22 protein-coding genes and 1 pseudogene are annotated in these 25,209 nt (G+C 67.6%); 15 read left to right on the top strand and 8 right to left on the bottom strand.

Annotation, left to right across the window (positions count from 1 at the left end; all coding sequences use genetic code 11):
• Positions 1–97: 97 nt before the first annotated feature.
• On the top strand, positions 98–724 hold the full coding sequence (locus ACFVW6_RS18900) for a TetR/AcrR family transcriptional regulator (protein ID WP_378829211.1): 627 nt from the start codon (positions 98–100) through the stop codon (positions 722–724).
• A 16-nt stretch (positions 725–740) separates the two neighbouring features.
• Here ACFVW6_RS18900 and ACFVW6_RS18895 read toward each other — a convergent pair whose 3' ends face one another.
• From ACFVW6_RS18895 to ACFVW6_RS18870, 6 genes are all read right to left on the bottom strand, one after another.
• A complete protein-coding gene (locus tag ACFVW6_RS18895) occupies positions 741–1,727 on the bottom strand; it encodes an alpha/beta hydrolase (RefSeq protein WP_378829209.1) in 987 nt (328 codons plus the stop codon).
• Positions 1,728–1,873: 146 nt separating this feature from the next.
• The gene (locus ACFVW6_RS18890; RefSeq protein ID WP_378829207.1) at positions 1,874–2,548 is read right to left on the bottom strand and encodes a response regulator transcription factor; all 675 of its coding nucleotides are present in this window, start codon (positions 2,546–2,548) and stop codon (positions 1,874–1,876) included.
• A 41-nt stretch (positions 2,549–2,589) separates the two neighbouring features.
• Positions 2,590–3,423 (bottom strand): SDR family NAD(P)-dependent oxidoreductase, encoded by an 834-nt coding sequence (locus tag ACFVW6_RS18885; RefSeq protein ID WP_378829204.1) that lies wholly within the window; start codon positions 3,421–3,423, stop codon positions 2,590–2,592.
• Between the two features lie 100 nt (positions 3,424–3,523).
• Complete coding sequence (locus ACFVW6_RS18880) at positions 3,524–4,684, bottom strand: amidohydrolase family protein (RefSeq protein ID WP_378829202.1); 1,161 nt, start codon at positions 4,682–4,684, stop codon at positions 3,524–3,526.
• A gap of 255 nt (positions 4,685–4,939) precedes the next feature.
• On the bottom strand, positions 4,940–5,668 hold the full coding sequence (locus tag ACFVW6_RS18875) for a hypothetical protein (protein WP_378829200.1): 729 nt from the start codon (positions 5,666–5,668) through the stop codon (positions 4,940–4,942).
• 49 nt (positions 5,669–5,717) lie between these two features.
• Entirely contained in the window at positions 5,718–6,623 is a 906-nt protein-coding gene (locus tag ACFVW6_RS18870; RefSeq protein ID WP_378829198.1) for a cutinase family protein, read from the bottom strand.
• 221 nt (positions 6,624–6,844) lie between these two features.
• Here ACFVW6_RS18870 and ACFVW6_RS18865 point away from each other — a divergent pair, with 221 nt between their 5' ends.
• The 4 genes from ACFVW6_RS18865 to ACFVW6_RS18850 all read left to right on the top strand — a co-directional run bounded on the left by ACFVW6_RS18865 (position 6,845) and on the right by ACFVW6_RS18850 (position 11,141).
• Entirely contained in the window at positions 6,845–7,579 is a 735-nt protein-coding gene (locus tag ACFVW6_RS18865; RefSeq protein ID WP_378829437.1) for a response regulator transcription factor, read from the top strand.
• A gap of 5 nt (positions 7,580–7,584) precedes the next feature.
• Positions 7,585–8,904 (top strand): sensor histidine kinase, encoded by a 1,320-nt coding sequence (locus tag ACFVW6_RS18860; protein ID WP_378829434.1) that lies wholly within the window; start codon positions 7,585–7,587, stop codon positions 8,902–8,904.
• A 114-nt stretch (positions 8,905–9,018) separates the two neighbouring features.
• Positions 9,019–9,753, top strand: coding sequence for a DUF2993 domain-containing protein (locus ACFVW6_RS18855; protein WP_387792220.1), 735 nt, complete (start codon positions 9,019–9,021; stop codon positions 9,751–9,753).
• Positions 9,754–9,854: 101 nt separating this feature from the next.
• Positions 9,855–11,141, top strand: coding sequence for a YhgE/Pip domain-containing protein (locus ACFVW6_RS18850; protein WP_378829194.1), 1,287 nt, complete (start codon positions 9,855–9,857; stop codon positions 11,139–11,141).
• Between the two features lie 56 nt (positions 11,142–11,197).
• Here the strand turns inward: ACFVW6_RS18850 and ACFVW6_RS18845 are convergent, their stop codons facing one another.
• Positions 11,198–13,027, bottom strand: a complete 1,830-nt coding sequence (locus tag ACFVW6_RS18845; protein WP_378829191.1) for an acyl-CoA dehydrogenase — start codon at positions 13,025–13,027, stop codon at positions 11,198–11,200.
• A gap of 229 nt (positions 13,028–13,256) precedes the next feature.
• The gene (locus tag ACFVW6_RS18840; protein WP_378829189.1) at positions 13,257–14,465 is read right to left on the bottom strand and encodes a TetR/AcrR family transcriptional regulator; all 1,209 of its coding nucleotides are present in this window, start codon (positions 14,463–14,465) and stop codon (positions 13,257–13,259) included.
• 119 nt (positions 14,466–14,584) lie between these two features.
• On the opposite strand from ACFVW6_RS18840, the gene ACFVW6_RS18835 reads away from it, so the two are divergent.
• The 10 genes and pseudogenes from ACFVW6_RS18835 to ACFVW6_RS18790 form a co-directional block, all read left to right on the top strand.
• Positions 14,585–15,565: a lysophospholipid acyltransferase family protein gene (locus ACFVW6_RS18835; protein ID WP_378829186.1), complete on the top strand. Its 981-nt coding sequence runs from the start codon at positions 14,585–14,587 to the stop codon at positions 15,563–15,565.
• Between the two features lie 106 nt (positions 15,566–15,671).
• Positions 15,672–16,532 (top strand): alpha/beta fold hydrolase, encoded by an 861-nt coding sequence (locus ACFVW6_RS18830; protein ID WP_378829431.1) that lies wholly within the window; start codon positions 15,672–15,674, stop codon positions 16,530–16,532.
• Positions 16,529–17,554: a VOC family protein gene (locus ACFVW6_RS18825; RefSeq protein ID WP_378829184.1), complete on the top strand. Its 1,026-nt coding sequence runs from the start codon at positions 16,529–16,531 to the stop codon at positions 17,552–17,554. The genes ACFVW6_RS18830 and ACFVW6_RS18825 overlap by 4 nt, the downstream gene beginning before the upstream one ends.
• Positions 17,551–19,305, top strand: a complete 1,755-nt coding sequence (locus ACFVW6_RS18820; protein ID WP_378829182.1) for a bifunctional 3-(3-hydroxy-phenyl)propionate/3-hydroxycinnamic acid hydroxylase — start codon at positions 17,551–17,553, stop codon at positions 19,303–19,305. Before ACFVW6_RS18825 ends, ACFVW6_RS18820 begins: the two co-directional genes overlap by 4 nt.
• On the top strand, positions 19,302–20,117 hold the full coding sequence (locus tag ACFVW6_RS18815; RefSeq protein WP_378829181.1) for a 2-keto-4-pentenoate hydratase: 816 nt from the start codon (positions 19,302–19,304) through the stop codon (positions 20,115–20,117). Before ACFVW6_RS18820 ends, ACFVW6_RS18815 begins: the two co-directional genes overlap by 4 nt.
• Positions 20,117–21,061: an acetaldehyde dehydrogenase (acetylating) gene (locus ACFVW6_RS18810; protein ID WP_378829179.1), complete on the top strand. Its 945-nt coding sequence runs from the start codon at positions 20,117–20,119 to the stop codon at positions 21,059–21,061. Before ACFVW6_RS18815 ends, ACFVW6_RS18810 begins: the two co-directional genes overlap by 1 nt.
• Positions 21,058–22,068: a 4-hydroxy-2-oxovalerate aldolase gene (gene dmpG, locus ACFVW6_RS18805; RefSeq protein WP_378829176.1), complete on the top strand. Its 1,011-nt coding sequence runs from the start codon at positions 21,058–21,060 to the stop codon at positions 22,066–22,068. The genes ACFVW6_RS18810 and dmpG overlap by 4 nt, the downstream gene beginning before the upstream one ends.
• Positions 22,069–22,165: 97 nt before the next feature.
• The gene (locus ACFVW6_RS18800; protein WP_378829174.1) at positions 22,166–22,852 is read left to right on the top strand and encodes a TetR/AcrR family transcriptional regulator; all 687 of its coding nucleotides are present in this window, start codon (positions 22,166–22,168) and stop codon (positions 22,850–22,852) included.
• 109 nt (positions 22,853–22,961) lie between these two features.
• Positions 22,962–23,459 carry a MarR family winged helix-turn-helix transcriptional regulator gene (locus ACFVW6_RS18795; protein ID WP_378829172.1) on the top strand — a complete coding sequence of 166 codons (498 nt, stop codon included), beginning with the start codon at positions 22,962–22,964 and terminating at the stop codon, positions 23,457–23,459.
• Positions 23,460–23,496: 37 nt separating this feature from the next.
• Positions 23,497–24,994 (top strand): annotated as a pseudogene (locus ACFVW6_RS18790) (MDR family MFS transporter); the annotation flags it as partial.
• Positions 24,995–25,209 lie beyond the last annotated feature (215 nt).

The following is a 25,209-nucleotide window of genomic DNA, read 5'->3' as shown; positions in this document are numbered from 1 at the left end:
TAGTGATCAGTCAAGACCGATTGGATGATAGCGTCAAGTATGAGATAGCCATCATTGATGCGATGTCCGCGTCGACGGATCGGATGTGGAGGGTGCGATGGATGACGCTGCGGGTACCAATCGTCTGGAGCGGCGGAAAGCGCGAACCCGCGCCGCGCTCGTAGCGGCGGCGCAGGTCTTCATTGCCCAGGGGCGGCTCAACGCCCCCATCTTGGAGATCACTCAGGCGGCCGACGTCGGCATGGGATCGTTCTACAACCATTTCTCCAGCCGGGAGGAACTGCTGCAGGTGGCGGTGGGTGAGGTTCTCGACCGGCTCGGGGGAACGCTGGATGAGCTGACGGCCGGGATCGATGATCCGGCGCATGTCTTCGCGCAGAGCTTCCGCCTGGCGGGTCGGTTCCATCGGCGTGAACCCACCGCGAGCAAGGTTCTGCTCGCGGAGGGGCTCGTCTACGCGGGGTCGGACAAGGGCGTGGCCGCGCGAGCGCGCCGCGACATCGAATCAGGGGTGCGCGCGGGTCGTTTCGTAGTGCGCGACGCGGAACTCGCGCTGGTGATCGTGTCGGGCGCCGCGCTGTGCCTCGGGCAGTTGCTGCACGAACAGCCGGCCCGCGACGACTCGATGGCGGTCGACCAGGTGGCCGAAGACCTGCTGCGGATGCTCGGAGTGAGCGCTGACGAGGCACACGACATCAGCCGCCGCGCCCTGCCCGAGATCTGAATCGGACACGAACGGCTCAGCCGATGGCGCCGGACAGGGTCGGGAGCATCTTGCCCACCTGGGCTTCCCAGTACGGCCAGGCGTGGACACCGGCGGGCGGGAAGTCGTAGGTCACGGTGGACGCTCCCAGCGTCGTCATTCGCGCCTGGAACGATCGCGAGTTGCTCAGGGAGAGAGTCTCGAGCGCGGATCCCTCCGCGGCCGCCTTGCTCGGTTCGCCCGTCTCGGTCGGCACTCCGGTCGCGGCCGACACCCACAGCCGGGTCCCGTTCTTGATCAGGTCGGGAGCCAAGAACATGGGATCCATCCGTTCCCATTTGTCCGAGGTCGGCGAACTGATCATGCAGGCGATGTTGTATCCGCCGGCCTTGGCCATCGCGGCGGCGATGGCGCCGCGCATGCCGGGTGCCGACGGGGTGAGATATCCGGACAGCGATGCGGCATAGCTGAACTGGTTCGGGTGATGGGCCGCGAGCGCGAGCGCGGCGCTGCCGCCCATCGAGAGTCCCACCACGCCGTTGCGGACCGGGGACAGGCCGAGGCGTTCGTCGAGCGCGGCCGGCAGCACCCGGGTCAGCAGCGTTTCCCAGGTGTAGGTGTAGGACTTGCCGGGGCCGGTCTCCGGGACGGCCGCGGACTTGTCCGCGATGTCGGACGGCGAGGTTTCCGGAAGATCCGACGGGCGGTCCCAATCCATGTAGAAGCTGGACTGTCCGCCGATCGGCAGCACCACGTTGATATTGTGCGCGGTCAGCGTGCGAGCGATATCCGTTTCGATTTCCCACCCGTTGAGGTCCTCGCGCGCCCACATACCGTCGAGGGCATATACCACGCGCTGCGTATTTCCGTCCGCTGCGCGGAATACCCGGCTCTTGACGGGACCCATGTCGGAGTCGACCCAGAAGTCGACGCCGGCCGGATCGAAGGCCGCGTTCGCCCGCGGCACCGTCGTGTAGACGAGAAGCACTGCGAGCGAAGAGAACAGGGACAGCCACAATGTCATTCGGGCGAGCGCGATCAACGCTTCTTCTCTTTCCATGAGGAGTGATCGGACACAGTCGCAGGACCGATCGGCCGGGCGACGCCCGGCTCGACTCGGATCCTATGGCGGAGATATGAAGATTCTTCTCGCCGGATTCTGAGGCAAATTTAATCCAGGTCGTTTCTCAGGACGTATCCGGCGCCGTGGACGGTGTGGATCAGCCGACCGTGGTCGCCGAATTCCAATTTCCGCCGGAGGTGGGAGATGAAAACCTCGACCACGTTGCTCTGGGTGGGGAAGTTATATCCCCACACCAGTTCGAGGAGCTGTTCGCGGCTCAAGATCCGACCGCGGTGCAGAGCGAGAATATGCAACAGGTCGTACTCACGCCGGGTCAGGGTGACTTCCCTGCCCGCGATCGTGACGCGTCGAGCCGAGTCGCTGATCCGCAGCGGGCCGATGTCGACGGCGGGCGCGTCGGCAGCGTGTGGACCGCGGGTACGTCGCAGTACCGCGCGCAGGCGCGCGGTGAGTTCCTCGAGGACGAACGGTTTCACGAGGTAGTCGTCCGCGCCGGCCTCGAGGCCCGCCACCCGCTCGGTGAGACTGGTTCGCGCGCTGAGAATACAGATGGGCACGTCATTGCCGAGCGCACGCAGCGCGCGGATCACCCCCAGGCCGTCGAGATTCGGCATCTGCAGGTCGAGGACGATCGCAGCGGGCCGGTGGTTTCTGCATGCGTGCAGCGCCTCGACCCCGTCGGCTGCTGTCCGCACCTCGAAGCCGAGGAGCGTCAGCCCGCGTTCGAGCGACTCGCGAATGTTCTCGTCGTCGTCGACCACGAGGATCGGTTCCGAGGCTGTCACCGCTGCGCGGGACTCCGTCACGAGGGCAGGCCGACCAGCCGGTCACTGGCCGTGCGCAGACGTTGCCCCAGGGACGGGTCCTGCGCCGCCGCCGAGGGCAGACGCAGCTCGCCGTCCTCGAAATAGCCTCCCGTCACGCCGGCGAAGGCGGGATCGGTGGCCAGTTCGGTGAGCCGGCGGGCCCCGTCGGCGGCGGGGATCATGTGGACGCGCTTGACCACCGCCACGATCGGTCTGGCGAACCAGGGCGCCTTGTTCCATATGCCGGTGGCCACCATTCCCGGGTGCACGGCATTGACAGTCACCCCGGACCCTTCGAGTTCCGCGGCGAGGCTGCGGGCGTACATGACGTTGGCGAGCTTGGATCGCGCATACGCCGTCACGATCGAGTATCCGTGCCGGTGCGGGAGATCGTCGAAGTCGATCTCCCCGCGATAGTGCGCGGTGGACGCCGTGATCACGATCCGGGCCGATCCCGCGGACCGCAGCAGCGGTTTCACCGACTCCGTGAAGAGATAGGGGGCGAGGTGATTGACCGCGAGGGTCGCTTCGTGGCCGTCCACGGTCAGGGTGCGCGCGGCGAAGACCGCGCCCGCGTTGTTGATCAGGACATCGAGGGTGTCATAACGGCTACGGACGGTCGTCGCGAGCGATCGTACGGACGCCAGCGACGAGAAGTCGGCTTGGAGCACATCTGTCCGGGCAGCGCCCGCCGCGCGGACTCGCGCTGACGCGGCGTCCAGCCGGGCCTGGTCGCGGCCGACCATTACCAGATGCGCGCCGGGAGCGAGTTGGGTGGCGCACTCCAGGCCGATACCTGATGTTGCGCCGGTGATGAGAATTGTCGGCACGACCCCTCCGCGAACGAATCGATGGTGATGGAGTTTTCCTCGACTTCGGCTCGGAAACCGCCGGGCGCACTGAGTGGCGCGCGCCCGGCGGGCCGCCGAGTCAGCCCGCGTTGATCGCCGCGGCCAGCCTGGGAAGCTGTCGCAGCGGGGCGTGATGCTCGACCTCCATGCGCTGCTCGGCGTCGAAGATCTCGCTGAGTCCGGGAGCGGGGTCGTGGGTGCCGGACTGCGGCAGGGTGGTCGCGCTGAAGGGCCAGTCGGAGCCGAAGACGATGTGATCGCGGCTCGTCACGGCCGACACCGCGGACATCGCGGCGCTGGATCCGCTCAGCGCGGTGTCGTAGAAGAAGCGCGAGATCTGCGTCTTCGCGTCGAGCAGGGACGGTTTTTCCAGACCCTCGGGCCAGTTCTCGCCGACCGTGGTTTCGGAGGCGACGCCGACGCGCCAGGACAGGAACGGCAGCGTGCCGCCCGCGTGGGAGAGCTGGAACCGGATGTTGGGGTAGCGCTTGGTGACACCGGTCAGCATCATCATCGTCGCGGCCCGGGTCGTGTCGAAGGTGTACTCGATGAGGAAGTCGGGCAGGGGCAGGCTGGGCTTGGCGTCGTCCGCGATCGCGGCGGGGTGCACGAACACGTAGGCGTTGCGCTGGTTGAGCGCCATCATCAAGGGCTCGTAGCGCGGGTCGCCCAGGTAGACGCCCTGGTAGGCGGACAGCAGCACGATGCCGTCGGCGTGCAGGACATCCAGGGCGTGGATCGCCTCGGCGACCGAGGCGGCGATGTCGGGCATGGGCAGCACCGCGAACGAGCCGAAGCGCGTGGGGTACTGGCGGGTGAGCCCGGCGACGTACTCGTTGCAGTAGCGGGCCATGTCGTTGGCTTCCTTGCCTGGGGCAAGGAACCCGACGCCGGGGTCGGAGACCGACAGGGCCTGGGCCTGGATGCCGTAGTAGTCCATGAACTGCATCGCGGACTCGGGCGACCACTCGGGTGTGGGGTAGCCGCCGACGGTGAAGTGCCCGTGCGACAGCAGCGCCGCGCGGTAATCCGGCGGCAGCACGTGCGTGTGCAGGTCGATGCGGTAGGTGCCGGTGGGTGCGGCGTACTGGGCGCGGGCCGTTCCCGCCGCGCCGAACTGCGTCGACGAGCCGAGGGGCAGTGCTGTCGCCGCGGCTACTCCGAGGGTGCCTGCGACGGCGCCACCGAGCATGCGGCGGCGGCTCACGCCGGCGCGCGACGGGGTGTCGGATTCCTTCACGAGTACGTTCTTCCTTTCGATCGGTTCGGTCGCATCGCGGATCCACACCCGGCCGGGTCGGCACGAACGGAATCCGCGGCGGACGGCGCCACGTGGTGGGGAGTGCTCGATCGAGCTGATCGAGCGAAGCGATGCGCCAATCGCTGATGAAAGTATCAGATGCGATCTATCTCTTCATCGAACCGGTGATCATGGGTCTGGAGCGGTCGGCCGGGACGACGACGCCGTCGGCCCGGCCGACCGGGCTTCGGGTCGCTACTTCGCCTGCTGCTCGCTCTTCTGCTGCTGTCCGCTCTGGACCGACGGCTGGTTGATCGTGGTGAAGTACTGGGCCGCGGCGAAGATCGCCACCGGTGCGGCGATCAGGAGCTGGCCCGCCAGCACGCCGAGGAAGCCGCCTGCCGCGACGCCCGCGATGCAGCCCTGAACGTCGGCGGGCAGTCCGCTGAACATGGTGGCGAGCGCGCCGGTCAGGGAAGCGCCGGTCGCGCCACCGATCACGCAGCCGACGGCCGCGCCGCCGATGCCGCCGACCATCGCCCCGATCGAGGCGCCGAGCCCGATGGTGCTGGTCATCCGGCTCCACGCGTCCTTCTCGCGGTCGTAGTCGTTCTTCCAGGTGGCCTGGTCCTCGTACGGCAGCGCGACCGGCTGATACTGGGCCTTGTCGAGGGTGAACTGCGGAGTCAGGGTCGCGGTCCGCTCCGTGATCTCCGCCTCGATGGGGAAGACGAATTCGTCGACGCGGAAACGCAGTTCGGTGCCCGCGAGGACTTTGCCGTCCGGCGCCTTCACCTTCAGGGCGCCGTCCTCGACGACCAGGGAGCCCGCGTCGATCTGGATGAGGGTGTTCGTGTCGGTCGTGGTCGTCGTGTAATGCACGACGCCGAGTTCTTCGGGCGGAGCGGCATGGGCGGTGCCGATGCCGGCGGCGAGCGCGCCGATCAGGACCGCGGAAACGGCTGTCAGGTGTGTGATGCGCATTGGTGCTCTTTCTGGTGAGGGAGATTCCCGGGCGGGTCTGGGCGGTGGCTCAGCCGAGAGCGGCGAGCCAGTGGTGCAGCCACGACACGGCGGTCTGACCGCCGCCTACCGGATAGCTCCCGTAGGACATGTGCGTTCCGGATCCGTAGAAGTGCGCGAGCTGACGTGCCCGTTCGTTGCGGGTCTGTTCGCTGAGCTCGCCTTGCTCGTCGGCGGATCGCAGGGCGGCCAGCATGTCGGCTGCTCTGGTTCGGTAGAGGGGGAGATCGTCGGGGTGATCGTCGGAGACGGCGGCCAAGCCGGCGGCGACGGCGACGATGAAGTCCTCGTCGTCGGTGGAGCAGTAGAGGTCGCCGACCGCGCAGATCGTGCGGACCCGGGACGTGATCGACCCGAACCCGCCCGGTCGGGCCCCGCGCACGCCGACGCCGACGGCGAGCGGGCCTACCTGGGCGTCGGCCTGGGACCGCTGTGGATCGGAGAGCAAGCCGACCGCTGACAGCCGATCCGGCGACACCACGCCGTGACCCCGCCCGATCTCTGCGGCCAGGTCACCGGCGGCGTCGGCGCCCTGGCTGTATCCGACCAAGGCGAAGTTCGTGTTCGCGCAGCGCTCCGCGGTGGTGCGCACCATCTCCCGTGCGGTGTCGACGGCGGTCTTCTGTGATGCGCCGTACACCTTGCCCTCCCAGGGGAAGGCGGTCGCGGGGTAGTCGACGTAAGCGACCTGTTCGCTCGCGGGCAGACCGTCGGTGACACCGGCGAGCATGCCGGGACCGCTGGTGTGCCGTGTCGGTCCGGTTTCCCACGTGCCCGGTATCGCGACGACGTAGACGGCGGGGCAGCCGAAGTCGGCTCCGGCGCTGCTCGCGGTCGTGCCGGGGAGGGCGGTGCCGGTGGTGAGCGCAATGGCTGTACCGGCCGCGATGGCCGCGGCGTGCACGGTGATCCGCACCTGTCTGCTCCTTCGTCGTCTGCATCGGTGGCTGGTCGTGGCAGGAGCGTGACCGGCGTCATCGGCGGCGACGCTCACTGCTGGTATAAACCGTCACGCATGATGATCTGATCAGTCAATCGTCGTCAGGGAACTCTCAAGCAATCGGTAGACCTCCGACAGGAAACGTGTCCGACCAGCAGAGAAAGGGGCTTCGGATGAACATGGCGACCACGACGCCGATGCGCGAGGCGAACGCCGACGAGATCGGCGCGGAGGCCGGTGCGCGCGGGACGGTGCTGATCGTCGACGACGACGTCGATGTGCGGGAATCGCTGGCACGCGGCCTGCGATTGCACGGATTCGGGGTGTGCGTCGCGGCCGAGGGCGCGGCGGCGTTGTCGGCGACCCGCACGTACCTGCCCGACGTCGTGGTACTCGACATCGAGATGCCGGGCCTGGACGGTTTGGCCTTCATCACCGCGCTGCGGGCATCGGGCAGCGATATCCCCATCTGTGTGCTGAGCGGCCGCACCCGGGTGACCGATCGAGTCGAGGGTCTGGAGCTCGGCGCCGACGACTACCTGACCAAGCCGTTCGACTTCGCCGAGCTGACCGCGCGGTTGCACGCCCTGCTCCGCCGCCGCGGTAGCGGGTGGAGTGCCGCGCAGGAATCGGTCACCGTGGGTGCGCTGCGCATCGACTTCCCGGCACGGCTGGTATCGGTGCACGGCCGGGAAGTCCCGCTGACCCGCCGGGAATTCGAGGTGATCAGCATGCTGGCCGTCCACCGCGGCTCGGTCGTGACGCGTGATCGGTTGCTGGAGACGGTGTGGGGCTACGACTTTCGGCCGCAGACGAATGTCGTGGACGTCGTCGTCGGCCATCTTCGCCGCAAGCTCGAGGCCGACGGCGCGCCTCGCCTCCTGCACACGGTGCGTGCGGTCGGGTTCGTCCTCCGGGAGGAGGGGGCGTGAACGCGATGCTCTCGCTGCGAACGCGAGTGGCGGTGGCCGCCGCGACGGGGACCACCCTGGTCGTCGGAGTGCTGGCGGTCTTCCTGTTCGTCGCCATCGAGCGGAACAACATCCGGCATGTCGATGAACAGCTGGACCTCATGACCGGGTTGGTCGAAGCCAATGTCGGTACAGCCCAGCTGTTCATCGGCCGGTTGAGTGACGGTGGCGTCGCCGCGATCACCCTCCGTCACGACGGCACCGTGCTGGCGAGCACGTCCACCGAGCTTCCGCGGCTCCCCGAGGGGCATCAGACAGTGGTCATGGCCGATGCCGGATACCGCGTCAAGACGATGGAGGTGGAGCGGTCGGCCATCGGCCCGCACTCGGTGTCGGTCGCCGCGCCGTTGTCCGCGGCGGAATCGGTGACCCGTGAGCAGCGTCGGCATGTGCTCCTCGCCGGCGCGGCGGCGATCGCCGTGGCATCGGGTCTGGGCTGGATACTCGGTGGCCGGGCGATCCGGCCGCTGGTCGAGCTGACCCGCCGGATCGATGCGGGTGAGCGGCTCCCCGAGGCGGGTGGGTGGTTCCGGATCCGGGAAGCCGAACAACTCACCACCGCTGTCCGGTCGATGCTCGCGCGCATCGATTCCTCGCAGCAGCGGACGATGTCGGCGCTCGAGACCGCCAGGACCTTCGCGAACTCGGCCGCCCATGAGCTGCGAACCCCGCTTACCGCGATCCGCACCGATATCGAGATCGCGCGTGGTGTCGAGATGGGACCCGAAGCGCGCGCGGAGATCCTCGGCGACGCGCTGCGAAAGCACCGCCGGGTGGAATCGACGCTGGTGGCATTGGAACTGCTGGCCGCTGGTGAACTCACCTCCGAGCACGCGAACGAACCGGCCGACCTCGTCGAGCTCGCCTACCTGGCGGTCGCGGACGCGGCACGCCTGCATCCGGAGATCCAGCTGGTCGTCACCGGTGACGAACGAGTGGACTGCCGCTGCTCGCCGCCCGGGGTCCGGCTGATCCTCGACAACGCGATCACCAATGCGGTCCGCCACGGTCGAGCCACCCGGATCGAGATCTCGGTGCGGCGGGCCGGGCAGCGGGTGGTGCTGGCGGTCGACGACAACGGTTCCGGTCTGCCCGAGGACGAGCTGGCAGCGGTGTTCGCCCGGTTCCGACGTGGCACCGGCGCCGCGCGGGAAGGGTCGGGTCTGGGGCTCTCGCTGGTCGCGCAACAGGCCGAACTGCACGGTGGCCGGGCGCGGCTGATTCCCAGCGGACTCGGTGGCCTGCGGCTCGCTGTCGAGATCGCCTGCCCGGATTCCGGCAGGTAGGTGGGCGACATCACCAACCTTGCTAATTGTGGTCAGCTATGATGAATTCGTCAATAACGTTCGGGAGGGCATGTCGTTCCCCGGGATTCGCTCGGGGAGTCTGGAGAAGGATGTATGAAGCTGCGAGAGCTGGATTCCGTCGATCGTGATCAGGCTCCGGCCCGGAGCGCACGGCGACGAGTCGCGCGCGGCACCGTGATCGGACTCGTGGTCGCACTCGTGCTGGCGACGATCGGGATCGCGTCCGCCGAGCTGTATCTGCGAAACCGCATCGAGAGCTGCCTGACTACCGGTCTGCGCGACGACCTCGGCTCCTCGGTGGAGGTGGACCTCGGTCTGCGCCCCGTCGTGCTGAGCCTGATCGACCGGCGGATCCCGGAGCTGACCGTCGACAGCGACGACGCGCAGTTCGGCCCCGCTGTCGATATGGCGGTCCATGCCACGCTGCATGACGTCTCGATGGCAGAGGGTGACGGCTCGGCCGCTGTGGCCAGCTCCGAGGCGCGGGTGGACTGGAGCACCGGTGCGATCGAGCGAACGCTGCACGGCCTGGCCGGCGACGTCAGGACATCGGCCGCCGACGGCACGGTCGATGTCACGGGGGTCGTCGGCGTGGTGTCGGTGCGGCTGCGTCCCTACATCGACAACGGTGTGATCCGCGTCGAGATCGTGTCCTCCCGTGGTGTTCCTCCGCAGCTCGCGGCGGAGATCGCCGACCTGCTGACGGAGAGTCTTCGCGACTATCCGCTGGGGCTGCGGCCGCAGTCCGTGACCGTGACCGACGCGGGGATCCGGGTCGAACTCCGCGGTGGCAGCGCTGCTCTCCCGGCGTCCGGCGACACATGCTGATTGTTTCATCAGAATTGCTTGACCTGCGATCAGGTGGTGGTCGATGATCAGGCGGGTGGGTAGCGACGAAGTTGCCGAACTGTCAGCAAAGGAGCGGTTGCATGGCGATCACCGGTAAAGACCTGGCGAGGTGTCTGCGCCCCAGCGCGGTGCTCGCGGTGCTCGCGGCGTTGCTGGCCACCATGTATCTGGGGTACATCGTCGACCCGGAGAAGAACCTGCACGACTTCCCGGTGGGGCTGGTCAACCTCGACGTCGGCGACGTGGTGGGAGGTCAGCAGGTCAACGTGGGTGACCAGATCGCGGCCTCGATGGCACAGCAGATTCCCGCCGACAAGGTCGACCTACGGCAGATGGGACTGCCGGAGCTGCATCGGGAGATGCTGAACGGCACCATCTACGGCGCCGTCGTCATCCCGAGCGACTTCACCAAGCGTCTGTCGATCCTGGGCACGGCCAGCATCGTGCCCGGCGATGTCGAGCGGCCCGTCATCACCGTCGAAACGAACCCGGCCGCCGGGGCCTACGCGACGCAGATTCTGCTGCGCATCACCACCCAGGCGACCGACGCGGCCAATCGGGAGGTGGGCGCCCAGCTGCTCGATCAGGTCCAGGGTGAGCTCCAGTCGGCCTCGGATGCGCCCGCCACCCAGCTCTCCGGCGTGAGCCGCCTCGGTCTGGCCGAACCCATCTCGGTCGTGGTCGTGCCGTTCCGCACCCTGCCCGACGGCGCCGGTGGGGGATTGTCGGCGTTCTTCTACACGCTGCTGCTACTTCTCGCGGGATTCACCGGCGCGATGATCATCCACTCGATGGTGGACTCGTCACTGGGATTCGCGCCGACCGAATACGGGCCCTGGTATGTCCACTACCCGCCGACGCCGATCTCGCGCGTGCGAACGCTGCTGCTCAAATGGGGCATCCTGGTGGCCGTCGCGCCGGTGGTGTCCGGCATATACCTGGCCGTCGCGACCCTGCTCGGGATGTCGATCCAGCGTGCGCCGATGCTGTTCCTCTACGGGATCCTCGCGATTGTGGCGGTCGGCGTGACCGCGCTGTCCATCCTGGCGATCTTCGGCGCGGCCGGTCTGCTGGTCAACCTCATCGTGTTCATCGTCCTCGGATTGCCGTCCGCGGGGGGAACCGTGCCGATCGAGGCAACGCCGCGAGCCATGGAGTGGTTGTCGACCTTCGAGCCGATGCACCAGATCTTCATCGCGGTCCGGGCGATCCTCTACTACGACGCCCGCGCGAACTCGGGCTTGGCGCAAGGGGTGTGGATGGCCCTGCTCGGACTGCTGATCGGCCTCGTCATCGGCTTGGCGGCGACAAGCTTCTACGACCGGAAGGGGCTGGAACGCCGATCCGTCTCGACGGCCGGAAAGTAAGGAGCTCGGTGCTGCCGACCGGCGTCGACCCTGCCATGGTCGACGCCGGTTCGGCGTCAGAAGGCGGCCACGTCGAGCTCCATGATCGCGACATCGATGTCGGAGATCACCGCACGGTCGGTGCTGAGCCTCGGCAGGACGGTTCTGATGAAGTAGGACGCGACCGCGATCTTGCCCTGGTAGAGGTCGCGGTCCTTGGTGGCGGAGGGCAGGGCCGCCGCGGCGACTTCCGCGGCCACCAGCAGACGCCATCCGATCAGCAGATCGCCGACCGCGAGCAGGAAGCGGACGGACTCGAGCCCCACCTTGTACAGCTCGCGGCCGTTGTCGGCGGCCGCGAGCAGGTGCTGGGTCAGCGTGGCGGTCATCGCCTGCACGTCTTCCAGCGCGGTGAGCAGCAGAGCGCGTTCGACTTTGAACTCCGGCGTCCCGGCTTCGGGCTGCGCGGAAGCCCGGACCTGATCGGCGATGTGCGCCAGGGCCACGCCGCGGTCGCGGGCGATCTTGCGGAAGAAGAAGTCCTGCGCCTGGATGGCGGTGGTGCCCTCGTAGAGGGAGTCGATCTTGGCGTCGCGGATGTACTGCTCGATCGGGTAGTCCTGCAGGAAGCCGGAGCCACCGAAGGTCTGCAGCGAGTCGGTCAGGTACTGGTAGGCGCGTTCGGAGCCGACACCCTTGACGATCGGGAGCAGCAGATCGTTCACCCGCGCGGCGAGTTCGGCATCGGCGCCTGAGATGTGCAGCGCGGTGGCCGGGTCCTGGTGGGCGGCGGTATAGAGGTAGATCGCGCGTAGGCCTTCGGCGTAGGCCTTCTGCATCATCAGCGAGCGCCGGACATCCGGGTGGTGGCTGATGGTCACCTTCGGAGCGGTCTTGTCGGCGATCTGGGTCAGGTCGGAACCCTGGACGCGGGTCTTGGCGTATTCCAGCGCGTTGAGGTAACCGGTCGACAGGGTCGCGATGGCCTTGGTGCCGACCATCATCCGCGCTTCCTCGATGACCTCGAACATCTGCGCGATGCCGTTGTGCACCTCGCCGACCAGCCAGCCCTTGGCGGGCACGCCGTGGCCGCCGAAGGTGAGTTCACACGTGGCCGAGGCCTTGAGTCCCATCTTGTGCTCGACATTGGTGACGAACACGCCGTTGCGATCACCGAGTTCTCCTGTCTCGGAGTCGAAATGGAACTTCGGCACCAGGAACAGGCTCAAACCCTTGGTGCCCGGTCCCGCGCCCTCGGGGCGGGCGAGGACCTGGTGGAGGATGTTGTCGGACAGATCGTCGGCATCGGCCGAGGTGATGAACCGCTTGACGCCCTCGATGTGCCAGGAGCCATCCTCCTGCTCGACGGCCTTGGTGCGGCCGGCGCCGACATCGGAACCGGCGTCCGGCTCCGTCAGCACCATGGTCGCGCCCCACTTCTTCTCGACCGCGATCCTGCCCCAGCGCCGTTGTTCGTCGGTACCGATGCGCTCGACGATATCGGCCATGCCGGGCCCGGTCAGGTACATGTACGCCGCGGGCTGGGCGCCCAGAAGAAGTTCGTTGATCGCCCACGCCAGCATGCGCGGTGCCGCGATGCCGCCGATGGCCTCGGACTTCGCGACGCGCCACCATTCGGCGTCCTGCCACGCCCGGACCGAGCGCTTGAACCCCTCCGGTAGTCGCACGGTGTGGGTCGATGGATCGAATTCCGGTGGATTGCGGTCGGTTTCGGCGAACGAGGCCGCCACCGGCCCCTCGGCGATCCGGGCCGCTTCGGCGAGCATCGTGCGCACGGTGTCGTCGTCGAGGTCGCCGAACGCGCCGGAGCGCAGCACGTCCGCCAGGCCGAAGACCTCCAGCAGGTTGAACTCGAGGTCTCGGACGTTGCTCTTGTAATGGCCCACGGGCCCAGTCCCTTCGATGGTCCGGTCGATGCGACCGGAAGGTGAGGTGGAGAGTGCGCAGATCCGATAGGCGCCGTGGGCCATTGTGATGGCGCGCCGAGGCGCTACGCAACCGTAAGTTACTACTCACTAAGGAAATGTGCGTGGATGTCGTCCCGTAACCGGTGCCAGTGGCTAGAAGTCTGAATCTAAGTTGATACCGGCTAAATTGGGTGATACCAGGATGTCGTCAGCCGTGCAGCGCGATGCGGTCGCCGATGGCTATCAGCGCGCCCGCGAGATTCCGGCGGCCGACGGCGCGGGGATTGCGGACGGCGTCGATCACGACAGTGCTGATCGCCTGGATGAGGATGCGGGCCTCCGGCGGTGTCAATTCGGCATGCGCCGTCTGCAGCAGCCGGGCCCAGCTCAGGACGCCGTCGCGATGGATCCGGCGGTAGCGTGTGGCCTGCGGGTCCGGCAGGTGCCCGACCTCGCTGACGGTGGTGCCGAGCAAGTCCGGCTGCTCGAGCGCGAATCCGACGAACGATTCCATCAGCAGGTGCACCGCCTCCCGCGCGTCGCGGCCCTCGGCCAGTGCGCGGGCGGTGTACAGGCCGATCCATTGCTCGTTGCGCACGATGATCTCGTTCAGCAGATCGGCCTTGCTCGAGAAATGGTGATACAGCGCGGGTCCGCTCACGCCGACGGCGGCACCGATGTCCTCGATGCCCACCGCGGCATAACCGCGGGAGTTGAACAGCCGTGCCGCAGCGCCGATGAGCCGCTCGGGCCGGACGGCGCGCTCGAACTCCGCGGCCTGCGGCGGCGCTGCCCGGGGCCGGGGCGCACGGGGCACGGCTCCGCCCGGGGGCAATTCGGTGGTGAGGAGCCGCAGGATCGCGGCATCGAGCACGGAAGTGAAGGTTGACGTCGGCAATTGCTGGCGGTGATACGACGGGCTGACCGCGACCGAGAGGATGCACCAGCTCAACAGTTCGGCATCCCTGCCGGGCAGGTCCGGGCGCTGCGCACGAACCGCTCGGCGCAGATAGCCGGTCAACCGGACCGCCCGGATCAGCACCGAGTAGCGGTGTGCAGCGGTGAGGTTGCGGAACTCGAGCTGCCACAGCCTCGGTAGTCCGCGCAGTTCGAGCGCGATCGCGACGAGTTCTTCGAATACCCGATGCCCGCTCGTGTCGTCGGCCGCCGCGGCGTCCAGCCGGGAGACCGTCGCGTCCAGGCCCGACATCAAGCAGTGGCCCAGCAGTTCCTGTTTGCTGCGGAAATGGCGATACAGCGCCGTCGACGAAATCCCGACGGCGGTGGCGATGTCGGTCATGGATGTGCCGTGGTAGCCCGCCTGCGAGAAGGCGTCGGCGGCCGCGGTCAGGATGCTGGCGCGGCGGTCGCGGGGGCGTCGGCGGACCGGCGGGCCGGTCGGGGTGCTGGTGCTCATCGCCTCCCAGTGTGGCGTACCGACGCCCCGTCACCAGGCCCGGCGTCTGCCGCGAATACCCCGCCTGCGGCGGGTGTGGCTGCCGTTCGGTCGGGTGGGGCGGCTCACAATTTGATGACTTGAGTATCAAGAATGATCATTTCATCAATATATTGGGTTGCGCAGGGAAGAGGGGGATGGGGTGGTTCGGCAGCGGCGCCGGATCCGAGTTCTCGTCAATCGTCGAAATGTGTGGGCCGCCGCGCGGCGACACAACGCAAGGGAAGCGAGAAACAGTGCCTGACAGTGGTGTTCAGCCGCTCCACGATGGGTCGTTCGACGACTCGCCGCAGGACCGGGGGCGGGTGGGGTCCGAGCCGGTCATTGTGCGAGTCCTGCTGTGGGTGTTCCGTTGGTATCACCGTCACGAGGTCGGCGGCGTGCTGACGCCACCCCCCGGGCCGGTCCTGTTCGTGGCCAACCACGGTTTCGGTGGTGTCTTCGACCTCAATGTGCTCGCCGCGCGCTCGGCCTATGTCCGGATCGGAGATCCGCGGGGTGTGATCACGCTGACGCATCACATGGCCTGGGTGATCGGACTCGGCCCGATTCTGAGCAGGCTGGGTGCCGAGCCCGCGACCGGTGAGAACGCGTGCCGGGCGCTCGGGCGTGGCGAGCATGTGCTCGTCTTCCCGGGCGGTGATGTCGATGCCTTCAAGTCGTGGGGGGAACGCAACCGGGTCGTGTTCGACGGCCGGACCGGTTTCGCGCGGCTGGCCATCGAGGCTGCCGTGCCGATTGCTCCGGTGGTCACGTCAGGGGCGGGCGAATCGCTGATCTGCCTGTCCGACGGCCGCGGGCTCGCGCGCCGGCTCCGCCTCGACAAGGCGCTGCGGCTCAAGCGTCTGCCGGTGACGCTGTCGCTGCCGTGGGGTCTGACGGTCGGGATCGCGGGGCTGCTGCCCTACATCCCGCTACCGACCAAGATTCGGACCACGGTGCTCCCCGCGATGCGGCCGAGGCCGGGGGAGTCGGCCGCCGAGTTCGCCGAGCGGGTCCGCCACGCGATGCAGGTCGAGCTCGATCGCCAGACCGTGCGCCGGATACCGCTGCTCGGGTAGCACCGGCCGCCGTCCAGTTCTGAGTTTTTCATCAGAATTGCTTGACGAGGGATCAATCGGATGTGATGATATTATCAACTTCACTGGGAGGTACATCGTGACAAGCATCGACAAGGGAGTCGACACCGGCCGGATGGTGCAGGTCGGCGACCGCGAGATCTACTTCACCGAGTTCGGATCAGGACCCGCGGTCGTGCTGCTGCACGGCGGCGGCCCCGGCGCGACCGGGCTGTCGAACTACTCGCGCAACATCGAGGCGCTGGCGGAGCACTTCCGGGTGCTCGTGCTGGACATGCCGGGCTACGGCCGGTCGTCGAAATACCTCGACCAGTCCGATCCCTTCGGTTACCTGGCGCGCGTGCTCGGCGAGTTCCTCGACGTCCTGGAGATCGACTCGGCGCACCTGATCGGCAACTCCTACGGCGGTGCCGCGGCGCTGCGGCTGGCGATGGACCGGCCGGGCAAGGTCGGTCGCCTGGTCCTGATGGGCCCCGGCGGCGTCGGTTCCACCCGCGCCCTACCCACCCAGGGCCTGCAGGAACTTCTCAACTACTACCGGGGTGATGGTCCCAGCCGCGAGAAGATCATCCGGTTCATCCGTGAGTACCTGGTGTACGACGGTGCGACGGTGCCGGACGAACTGATCGAGGAGCGCTATCGGGCCAGCATCGAACCCGAGGTCGTCGCGCATCCACCGTTGCGCCGGCCTTCCGGCTTGTTCGCCCTGCGCACGCTCTTCCGGATGGACCTCACCCGGGATTCGCGCCTGAGCAAGGTGCCGCACCCCACGCTGGTGGTGTGGGGCGAGGACGACAAGGTCAACCGGCCGTCCGGGGGCAGGATGCTCGCCGAGACCATGCCCCACTGCGATCTGTACCTGCTGGCGCGGACCGGTCACTGGGCGCAGTGGGAACGAGCCGAGCTGTTCAACACCCTCGCGATCGCCTACCTGAAGGCCGAGCGATGACCGGCGCAGACGTCTTCGGTGACGGGTCGGTCTTCGGGGCCGTCCATCTGGGGTACGTCGTGGTGGAGTCCGCGCGGCTGGCCGACTGGCGGCGTTTCGGCGTCGACGCGATCGGCATGCACGCCGACCAGGTCGACCATGGCACCCTGCGCTTCCGCCTCGACGATCACGCGTGCCGGTTCCTGGTGGAGCACGGCCCGCAGGAGGACGTGACCGCGATCGGCTGGCAGGTCGACGATCACCAGTCCTTCGACCGCATCATCGCGCGCGTGTCGGATCGCGGTGTGCCGATCACCGAGGGCAGCGCCGAGGACGCGGCTCGCCGCGGCGTCGAGCGCCTGTGGCGGTTCCCCGGTCCCAAGGGGATCGCGCAGGAGATCTTCACCGTCCCCGTCACCACCCCCGAGCCGCTGCGCATGCTCAGCTCCGGGTGGGTGACCGGCGAAGCCGGCATGGGGCATGTCGCGATCGTGTCGAGAGAACCGGAATCACTGCGGGGCTACTACCAGACGGTCTTCGACTCCCGGCTCAGCGACTACATCGACGAGAACGTCTCCGGCCTCACCCTCAAGATCCGGTTCCTGCGGGTGAACGAGCGGCACCACTCGATCGCCATCGCCAACATCCGCGGCGTGAAGATCGACCCGATCCGAACCCGGGTGCAGCACATCAACATCCAGTCGGGCTCGCTCGACGACGTGCTGGCCGCGTACGGACGTGTCACCGATCTCGGTTTCAAGATGGCCTGGTCGGTCGGCCAGCACACCAATGATCGGGAGCTGTCCTTCTACTGCGTCACCCCCTCGGGCTTCGAACTCGAGGTCGGCTGGAACCCGATCGTGTTCGGTCCGGAACGCGAATCCACCTGGGAGCCGACCACTTACCAGGGCATCAGCATCTGGGGCCACACCCCGGTCGGCGAGACCGTGCTGGACAAGTTCGCTCAGTTCCGGCAGGTCGTCCGAACCTTGCGGACACCCGAGATCACTGTTCCCCAACTCACCGGAGGCATGGCGCGATGACATCGTTCGACTACGACGTGGTAGTCGTCGGACTGGGGCCCACCGGCCTGACGTTGGCGAATCTGCTCGGCCGTCGCGGCGTGCGGGTGCTGGTGCTCGAGCGTGAGCCGGAGTTCTACGGCCTGGCGCGGGCGGTCTACACCGACGACGAGGGCATGCGGATCTTCCAGACCGCCGGCGTCGCCGACGAAGCCTCGGCGCAGATGAACCTCGACTGCACCGTGCAGTGGGTACGCAGCGACGGCTCGGTGCTCGCCCAGTTCAACCAGGCCTCGCGCCCGCTGGGGTGGCCGGTGGCCAACTTCCTGTACCAGCCCTACCTGGAGAACACGCTCGAAAACGCGCTCGAGCGCTATGCGCACGTGACGGTTCGCCGCGGTCGGGAGGTTCTCGGCTTCGACCAGGACGCCGACGGTGTCCTGGTCCGGCATGCCGAATGCCGCGGTACCGGGTACGGCAAACACGACGCCGACACCGATCCGGCCACCGCCGAGGAGGTGCGCGCGAAGTTCCTCGTCGGCTGCGACGGCGGCCGCAGTGTGGTGCGCACGCAGCTGGGTATCGACATGACCGGCACGAGCTTCCCCGAACGCTGGCTCGTGGTCGACCTGCTCGCCAACGACGGCGTCGACGCTTTTCGGCATCTGCCGTACTTCAACTTCGTCTGTGATCCCGAGTTGCCGACGGTGTCGTGTCCGCAACCCGGTGGACACCACCGGTTCGAATTCATGCTCAACGACGCGCAGAGCAAAGAAGAGATGGAGGACCCCGACCGGGTCCGCGATCTCATCGGCCACTACGTCGACCCCGACGAAGTGACGGTGCTGCGCAAACTGGTCTACACCTTCAATGCCGTGGTCGCCGACCAGTGGCGCGCGGGACGCATTCTGCTCGCCGGTGACGCCGCGCACATGACGCCCCAATTCATCGGCCAGGGAATGAACTCCGGCGTCCGTGACGCGGACAACCTCTCCTGGAAGCTCGGCGCCATCATCCAGCACGGCGCCGATCTCGACCTCCTCGACACCTACGAGACCGAGCGACGGCCGCACGCCAAAGCGATGATCGATCTGTCGGTCTTCAACAAGAGCCTCGTCTCGATCGACAACCGGTTCGCCGCGGGCGCTCGCGACGTCGCCTTGGCCACCGCGCTGAAGGTTCCCGGGCTGAACACCTGGATCCGGGAAGCCAAGATGAAGCCGTCCCCGCGGTTCAAGCGTGGCGCGTACTTCGGGCTCGCCCGCAATGTGCTGCGAGGGGTAGAAGGCACCCTGGCACCGCAGCCCGACGTCCGCACCTTCGACGGACGCCACCAGCGCCTCGACGACGCCCTCGGCCTCGGTTTCGCTGTCGTCGGCTACGGTGTCGATCCGCGCGATGGACTCGGCGTCGCCCAGCGCAACGCCTTGCAGATCCTCGGTACCCAGTTCGTCACCGTGTATCCGACCGGTGGCCGCCCGCAGGGCGAGCCGGGCGACGCGCGCGTCGCCGCCACCGACTACGCCGACGTCGAGGACCACACCGGCGAACTGGCCCGGTGGTTCGCCAAAGCCGGTGTCGCCCAGGGTGGCACGGTGCTGCTCCGCCCGGACAAGTACGTCTTCGGAACCAGCGCGAAATCCGACGCCACCGAACTGGTCACCGCACTGCTGGCCCGCCTCGCCGTCACCCCCGCGATGCTGACCGCCGATCACAACCCCCTGCGCGTCGTGGCGTCCGCAACGCCGAACACCCTGGAGGAAGCACGATGACCACGACCATCAAGCACCCGCCCGCTGTCCGCGCCGCTGCCGAACGACTCGCGACCGCGGCAGACCTGGGCGTGCCCGTGGCAGCGGTGCGTGACCTGATCGGTGCCGACGACGTCGAGTCGGCCTACGCGGTGCAGAATCTGGGCACCCGACGGCGGATCGACGAGGGCGCCCGTGCCGTCGGGCGCAAGATCGGCCTGACCTCCACGGCCGTGCAGCGCCAACTCGGGGTCGACCGGCCCGACTTCGGCGTGCTCTTTCACGATATGGATGCGAACGCCACTCCGGTGTCCGAGCGGCCGAGGCTGTTGCAGCCCAAGATCGAGGCCGAACTCGCCTTCGTCCTCGGTGCCGATCTGACCGGTGACGACCTCGATCCCATCACCGTGCGCGGCGCCGTCGACTACGCCGCCCCCGCGCTCGAGATCGTGGACAGCCGCATCGCCGGCTGGGACATCACCTTCGGTGACACGGTGGCCGACAACGCCTCCAGCGGCTGGTTCGTGCTCGGGGAGCAGCGGCTCTCGCTAGATGATTTCGAGCCACGCGGGATCACGATGGTCATGCGCGTCGACGGCGAGATCGTCTCGCGCGGAACGGGTGCGGACTGCCTCGGCGACCCGCTGCTGGCGTTGGCCTGGCTCGCCCGCACCGCTCGAGCCCTGGGAGATCCGCTGCGCGCGGGAGAGATCGTGCTCTCCGGTGCGCTGGGGCCGATGGCACCGCTGGTGCCCGGCGCGCGGGTCAATGCCGAATTGTCACAGCGCTCGGGGCCGCTCGGCACCGTCGACTTCACACTGGAGGAGAAGTGATGAGCCGCACCAAGGTCGCCGTCATCGGATCAGGCAATATCGGCACCGACCTGATGATCAAGGTGTTGCGCCTGTCCGACACCCTGGAGATGGCCGCCATGGTCGGCATCGACCCCGACTCAGACGGGCTCGCACGCGCGGCCCGACTGGGGGTGCAAACCACCGCACGCGGTGTCGCGGGGCTGATCGCCCTGCCGGATTTCGACGACATCGAGATCGTTTTCGACGCCACCTCGGCCGGCGCGCACAAGGCCAACGCCGCGGCTCTCGCGCCTTTCGGCAAACGCTTGATCGACCTGACACCTGCCGCCCTCGGCCCGTTCGTCGTTCCCGCGGTGAATCTGGATCAGCACCTGGCGGCCGACAACGTCAACATGGTCACCTGCGGTGGACAAGCGACGATTCCGGTGGTCGCGGCGATCGCCCGGGTCACTCCGGTGCCGTACGCCGAGATCGTCGCCTCGATCGCGTCGAAATCGGCCGGTCCCGGAACCCGCGCCAACATCGACGAGTTCACCGAGACCACGTCCCACGCGATCGCCGCGGTGGGCGGCGCCCAGCGCGGACGAGCGATCATCGTCCTCAACCCCGCGGAGCCGCCACTGATCATGCGCGACACCGTGCTGGCGCTCATCGACACCGCCGACGCCGAGGTCCACGCGAGGATCACCGAGTCGATCCTCGCGATGGTGGCCGATGTCGCCGCGTATGTGCCGGGCTACCGGCTGAAGCAGGACGTGCAGATCACGCCGGTCGAACCCGGAGCTCCACTGCGCACGCTCGTCGGGGACGCTCCGGTCACCCATCAGGTCAGTGTCTTCCTCGAGGTCGAGGGCGCCGCGCACTACCTGCCCGCCTACGCGGGCAATCTCGACATCATGACCTCTGCCGCGGTGCGGGTCGCCGAGCGGATCGCCGCATCCACCGAGGAGAGTGTCCGATGACCACCGAAGTCTTCCTGCAGGACGTCACACTGCGCGACGGAATGCATGCGCTGCGGCACCGCGTCGACCCCGCCACGGTCGCGCGGATCGCCGCCGCGCTCGACGCCGCCGGCGTGGACGCGATCGAGGTCGCCCACGGCGACGGACTCCACGGCGGCAGCCTCAACTACGGACCGGGCAGCCACACCGACTGGGAATGGATCGAAGCAGCGGCGAGTGTGCTGCAGTACGCCCGGCTGACGACGCTGCTGCTGCCCGGAATCGGCACCATCGAGGACCTGCGCCGTGCGTTCGATCTCGGCGTGCGCTCGGTCCGGGTGGCCACGCACTGCACCGAGGCGGACATCTCCGCCCAGCACATCTCCTACGCGCGCGAACTCGGCATGGACGTGTCCGGCTTCTTGATGATGAGCCATCTGAACAGCCCGGAAGGCTTGGCCGACCAGGCCAAACTCATGGAAACCTATGGCGCGCAGTGCGTTTATGTCACCGACTCCGGTGGGCGGCTCACCATGGACGGTGTCCGCGAACGCGTTCGCGCCTACCGGAATGTGCTCGAACCCGGGACTCAGATCGGAATCCACGCCCACCAGAACCTCTCGTTGTCGGTGGCGAACAGTGTTGTCGCAGTGGAGGAGGGGGTGACCCGCGTCGACGCGTCCCTGGCCGGACTCGGCGCCGGTGCGGGCAACACTCCGCTCGAAGCGTTCGTCGCGGTGGCCGACCTGACCGGCTGGGAACACGGCGCGAACCTCGATCAGCTGACGGATGCGGCCGACGACCTGGTCCGGCCGCTGATGGATCGGCCTGTCCAGGTCGACCGCGAGACGCTGACCCTCGGCTACGCCGGCGTCTACTCGAGCTTCCTGCGCCACGCGGAGAACGCCTCGGCCACCTACGGCGTCGACGTGCGCACGCTGCTCACCATCGCGGGCCGGCGGGGGCTGGTCGGTGGGCAGGAAGACATGATCGCCGACATCGCGCTCGACCTGGTCGGCGGTCACTGAGACTTCCGGCCTGCGCGGGCCGGAAGGCGACGCGGTCCCGGCCTTTGTCACAGGAGGCCGGGACCGCCGTCGCGACGAACGAGAAGACGAGTGGGCCATGATCGCCGATGCCAGGCGGTATGCCGGCCGGAGTGTCGTGCAGCGAAAAGCGCAACGGCGCCACCAGTTCCTGGACGCAGCGACCCGGGTGTGCGGCGAGCGGGGGCAGCTCTCCTGCTCGCTCATCGACATCTGCGAGACCGCGGGCCTGTCGAAGCGGCAGTTCTACGAGGAATTCGAAACCCTCGATGAGGCACTGATCGCGGCCTATGCCCGGGTGCAGGACGACGCGGCCGTCGCGGTGGCAGGAACGCTCGCCGACCTGAGCGCGTCCGCCGACCCGATCATGGCCGTGCGCGTCGGCCTGACCGCCTATTTCGGTTCGATCGACAGCGCGCCGTATCGCGCCGATTTCGCCGTCATCGAACTCAGAGGTGTCAGTAGACGCATCGAACAGGAATGCAAACCCCACGCGGACACCTGGGCGGGGCACATCCAGAGCTTCCTGGCGACCACAGGCACGCGCCTGGACGGTGACACTACATCGCTGCTCACGGCCGCGGTGAACGCTATCGCACGCGAATGGCTCTCGCGCGAGCCCGAACTGCCCCTGTCGAATGTGGTCGAGCTGGTGACGGACCTGACGATGCTGCTGGTCGCGCGAGGTGCTACGGCGGCAGCGAATCAGGCAGCGGCAGCGAACTCCTCCGCCGAGTATTTGCCTTCCGCCACATCGGCGTCGTGAGGGCGCATCGTCCGTCTTGGTCCGAGGGCGATCAATAGTTAGTTGCATAATGCAAGTAGTGTGTATATGGTTGGTTAGCGCAAGCAACTATATGCAGGTGGGAGTTGACATGGCAGTGTCACCCGATACGGCTCGAGGCCTGATCAGGGAGCTCTATTACATGGGCCGAGCGATCCGCGCTGCGCTCGCGCACCCTGACGAGGGGGACCTGCTTCCCGGCGGTGTCGGCGTGCTGGGTTCACTCGAGGCCAGGGGACCGTCTCGGCAGGTAGATCTGGCCGCGGACTTGTGCATCAGCCAATCGACACTGAGCAGGCATGTCGCCGAGCTGGTGAGCTCGGGCAATATCGCCCGCCACGCCGATCCACTCGACGGCCGGGTCACCCTCATCCGGATCACCGACCAGGGCAGCGATCTGCTGCGGCGCGTCCGGGAGTCGCGGGCGCGGGGATTGCGAGCCGCGCTGGCCGATTGGACCGAAGTCGAGGCCGAGCAGGCCATCGCGGTTGTCCAGAAGCTGAGGAATTCACTGGCGGCCGCTCCGCCTCACATCGCGGTGGGTGAGCGCCGACCGGTATCGACAGAAAGTCAGGAAGTGGATGTCTAGTTCAGTCGAGACCGAGACTGGGCGTGCCCCTGCCGCGATGACGCACCGTCAGGTCTTGGAGGCGATGACGGGACTGCTGGCGGCGCTGTTCACGGCGTTGCTCAGCACCACGATCGTGTCGACCGCGCTGCCCACGATCATCGGGGACCTGGAGGGGTCGCAGACCGCGTACGCCTGGGTCATCACCACGGCGTTGCTGGCCAATGCCGCGTCCACCCCGATCTGGGGCAAGTTCGCCGATCTGTTCAACAAGAAGGTGCTGGTCCAGTCGGCCATCGTCATCTTCGTCATCGGTTCGGTGATCGCGGGTTTCGCGAGCACCGTGCCGATCCTGTTGGCGGCCCGAGTCGTCCAGGGCATCGGCATGGGCGGACTGACCGCACTCGTCGTCGCGATCATCGGTTCCATCGTCTCGCCGCGGGAACGCGGCCGCTATTCCGGCTACATGGGCGCGGTGATGGCGGTGTCGATGTCGGGCGGGCCCATCCTCGGCGGCGTCATCGTCGACAGCCCGCTCGGCTGGCGCTGGTGCTTCTTCGTGTGCGTGCCGCTGGCCGTCATCGCCCTGCTGCTGTTGCAACGAACCCTGCGGTTGCCCACCGAACGCAAGGAGGGCGTGTCGATCGACTGGTTCGGCGCCGCCTTGCTGACCGCGGGTGTGTCGGTGTTGCTCATCTGGGTCTCGTTCGCCGGGAAGGCGGACTACTACGACTGGTTCTCCCGCGAATCCGCCCTGTATGTCGGTTCGGGTGTGCTGCTGCTCGTCGCGACCGTCGTGGTCGAATCGCGAGTCAAGTCACCGATCATCCCGCTGGCGATCGTCACCGAACGCACCACCGGCCTGGCGATCGTCGCCTCGATCGCGGTCGGCGTCGGCATGTTCGGGTCGACCACCTTCCTGGGCCAGTATTTCCAGACCGCGCGCGGCTACTCGCCGACGATGGCCGGCGTCCTGACCATCCCCCTGGTGATGGGCATGCTCGTCGGGTCGACCGGTTCGGGACAGCTGATCACCCGGTTCGGGAAATGGAAGTCGTTCGTCGTCACCGGCGGCGCCTTGCTGGTGGCCGGGTTCGGGCTGCTCTCGACGCTCGACCACGCCACCGATCTGTGGCTCGTCGGCATCTACATCGCCGTCGTGGGGCTCGGCGTCGGCATGCTGATGCAGAACCTGGTACTGGCCGTGCAGAACACGGTGAGCGTGCACAATATCGGCGCCGCGTCCAGCAGCGTCGCGTTCTTCCGCACATTCGGCGGCGCGATCGGCGTCTCGGTGCTCGGCTCGGTCCTGGCCTCCCGGGTGACCGAACTGTCGGCGGAAGGTTTCGCCCAGCTAGGCGTGACGAGCGGCGGTTCCGCCGGTGGCGGCAGCCTGAATCTCCATGCTCTGCCTGCACCGGTCGTCACGGTCGTGCGCGCCGCCTACGGTGATGCGACCGGACGGATCTTCCTCATCGCCGCGGGTGCCGCGGTCATCGCGCTCCTGGCGACGGCCCTGCTGCCGAACCGTCCGCTGCGCAATACGATCGACATCGATCCCGCCCTCGACCCGACGGCGAAAGCTTCTGCGTCGCAAGCTGAGACGACCGATCCGCTCGATGCCGAACTGGCTGCGCTCGCGGAGTCGGACTGGGATGGGGAGCAGGTCTGGCAAGGCGCCGAGCGGGTGCTGTCCGAGGCCGAACCGGTGCCGACGGCAGCGGGCGGTCGACACGCGACAGCCGAACAGAACGGTCATCGGGCGGTCGCG

This window comes from Nocardia sp. NPDC058244 (assembly GCF_042882065.1).
Lineage (GTDB): Bacteria > Actinomycetota > Actinomycetes > Mycobacteriales > Mycobacteriaceae > Nocardia.
This window is presented reverse-complemented; position numbering and strand designations above follow the sequence as displayed.

Coding starts and splice junctions, on each gene's coding strand:
- ACFVW6_RS18900 (WP_378829211.1), top strand. CDS start 98: ATGGATGACGCTGCGGGTACCAATCGTCTGGAGCGGCGGAAAGCGCGA.
- ACFVW6_RS18895 (WP_378829209.1), bottom strand. CDS start 1,727: ATGACATTGTGGCTGTCCCTGTTCTCTTCGCTCGCAGTGCTTCTCGTC.
- ACFVW6_RS18875 (WP_378829200.1), bottom strand. CDS start 5,668: ATGCGCATCACACACCTGACAGCCGTTTCCGCGGTCCTGATCGGCGCG.
- ACFVW6_RS18865 (WP_378829437.1), top strand. CDS start 6,845: ATGCGCGAGGCGAACGCCGACGAGATCGGCGCGGAGGCCGGTGCGCGC.
- ACFVW6_RS18860 (WP_378829434.1), top strand. CDS start 7,585: ATGCTCTCGCTGCGAACGCGAGTGGCGGTGGCCGCCGCGACGGGGACC.
- ACFVW6_RS18855 (WP_387792220.1), top strand. CDS start 9,019: ATGAAGCTGCGAGAGCTGGATTCCGTCGATCGTGATCAGGCTCCGGCC.
- ACFVW6_RS18850 (WP_378829194.1), top strand. CDS start 9,855: ATGGCGATCACCGGTAAAGACCTGGCGAGGTGTCTGCGCCCCAGCGCG.
- ACFVW6_RS18840 (WP_378829189.1), bottom strand. CDS start 14,465: ATGAGCACCAGCACCCCGACCGGCCCGCCGGTCCGCCGACGCCCCCGC.
- ACFVW6_RS18825 (WP_378829184.1), top strand. CDS start 16,529: ATGACCGGCGCAGACGTCTTCGGTGACGGGTCGGTCTTCGGGGCCGTC.
- ACFVW6_RS18820 (WP_378829182.1), top strand. CDS start 17,551: ATGACATCGTTCGACTACGACGTGGTAGTCGTCGGACTGGGGCCCACC.
- ACFVW6_RS18815 (WP_378829181.1), top strand. CDS start 19,302: ATGACCACGACCATCAAGCACCCGCCCGCTGTCCGCGCCGCTGCCGAA.
- ACFVW6_RS18810 (WP_378829179.1), top strand. CDS start 20,117: ATGAGCCGCACCAAGGTCGCCGTCATCGGATCAGGCAATATCGGCACC.
- dmpG (WP_378829176.1), top strand. CDS start 21,058: ATGACCACCGAAGTCTTCCTGCAGGACGTCACACTGCGCGACGGAATG.
- ACFVW6_RS18800 (WP_378829174.1), top strand. CDS start 22,166: ATGATCGCCGATGCCAGGCGGTATGCCGGCCGGAGTGTCGTGCAGCGA.
- ACFVW6_RS18795 (WP_378829172.1), top strand. CDS start 22,962: ATGGCAGTGTCACCCGATACGGCTCGAGGCCTGATCAGGGAGCTCTAT.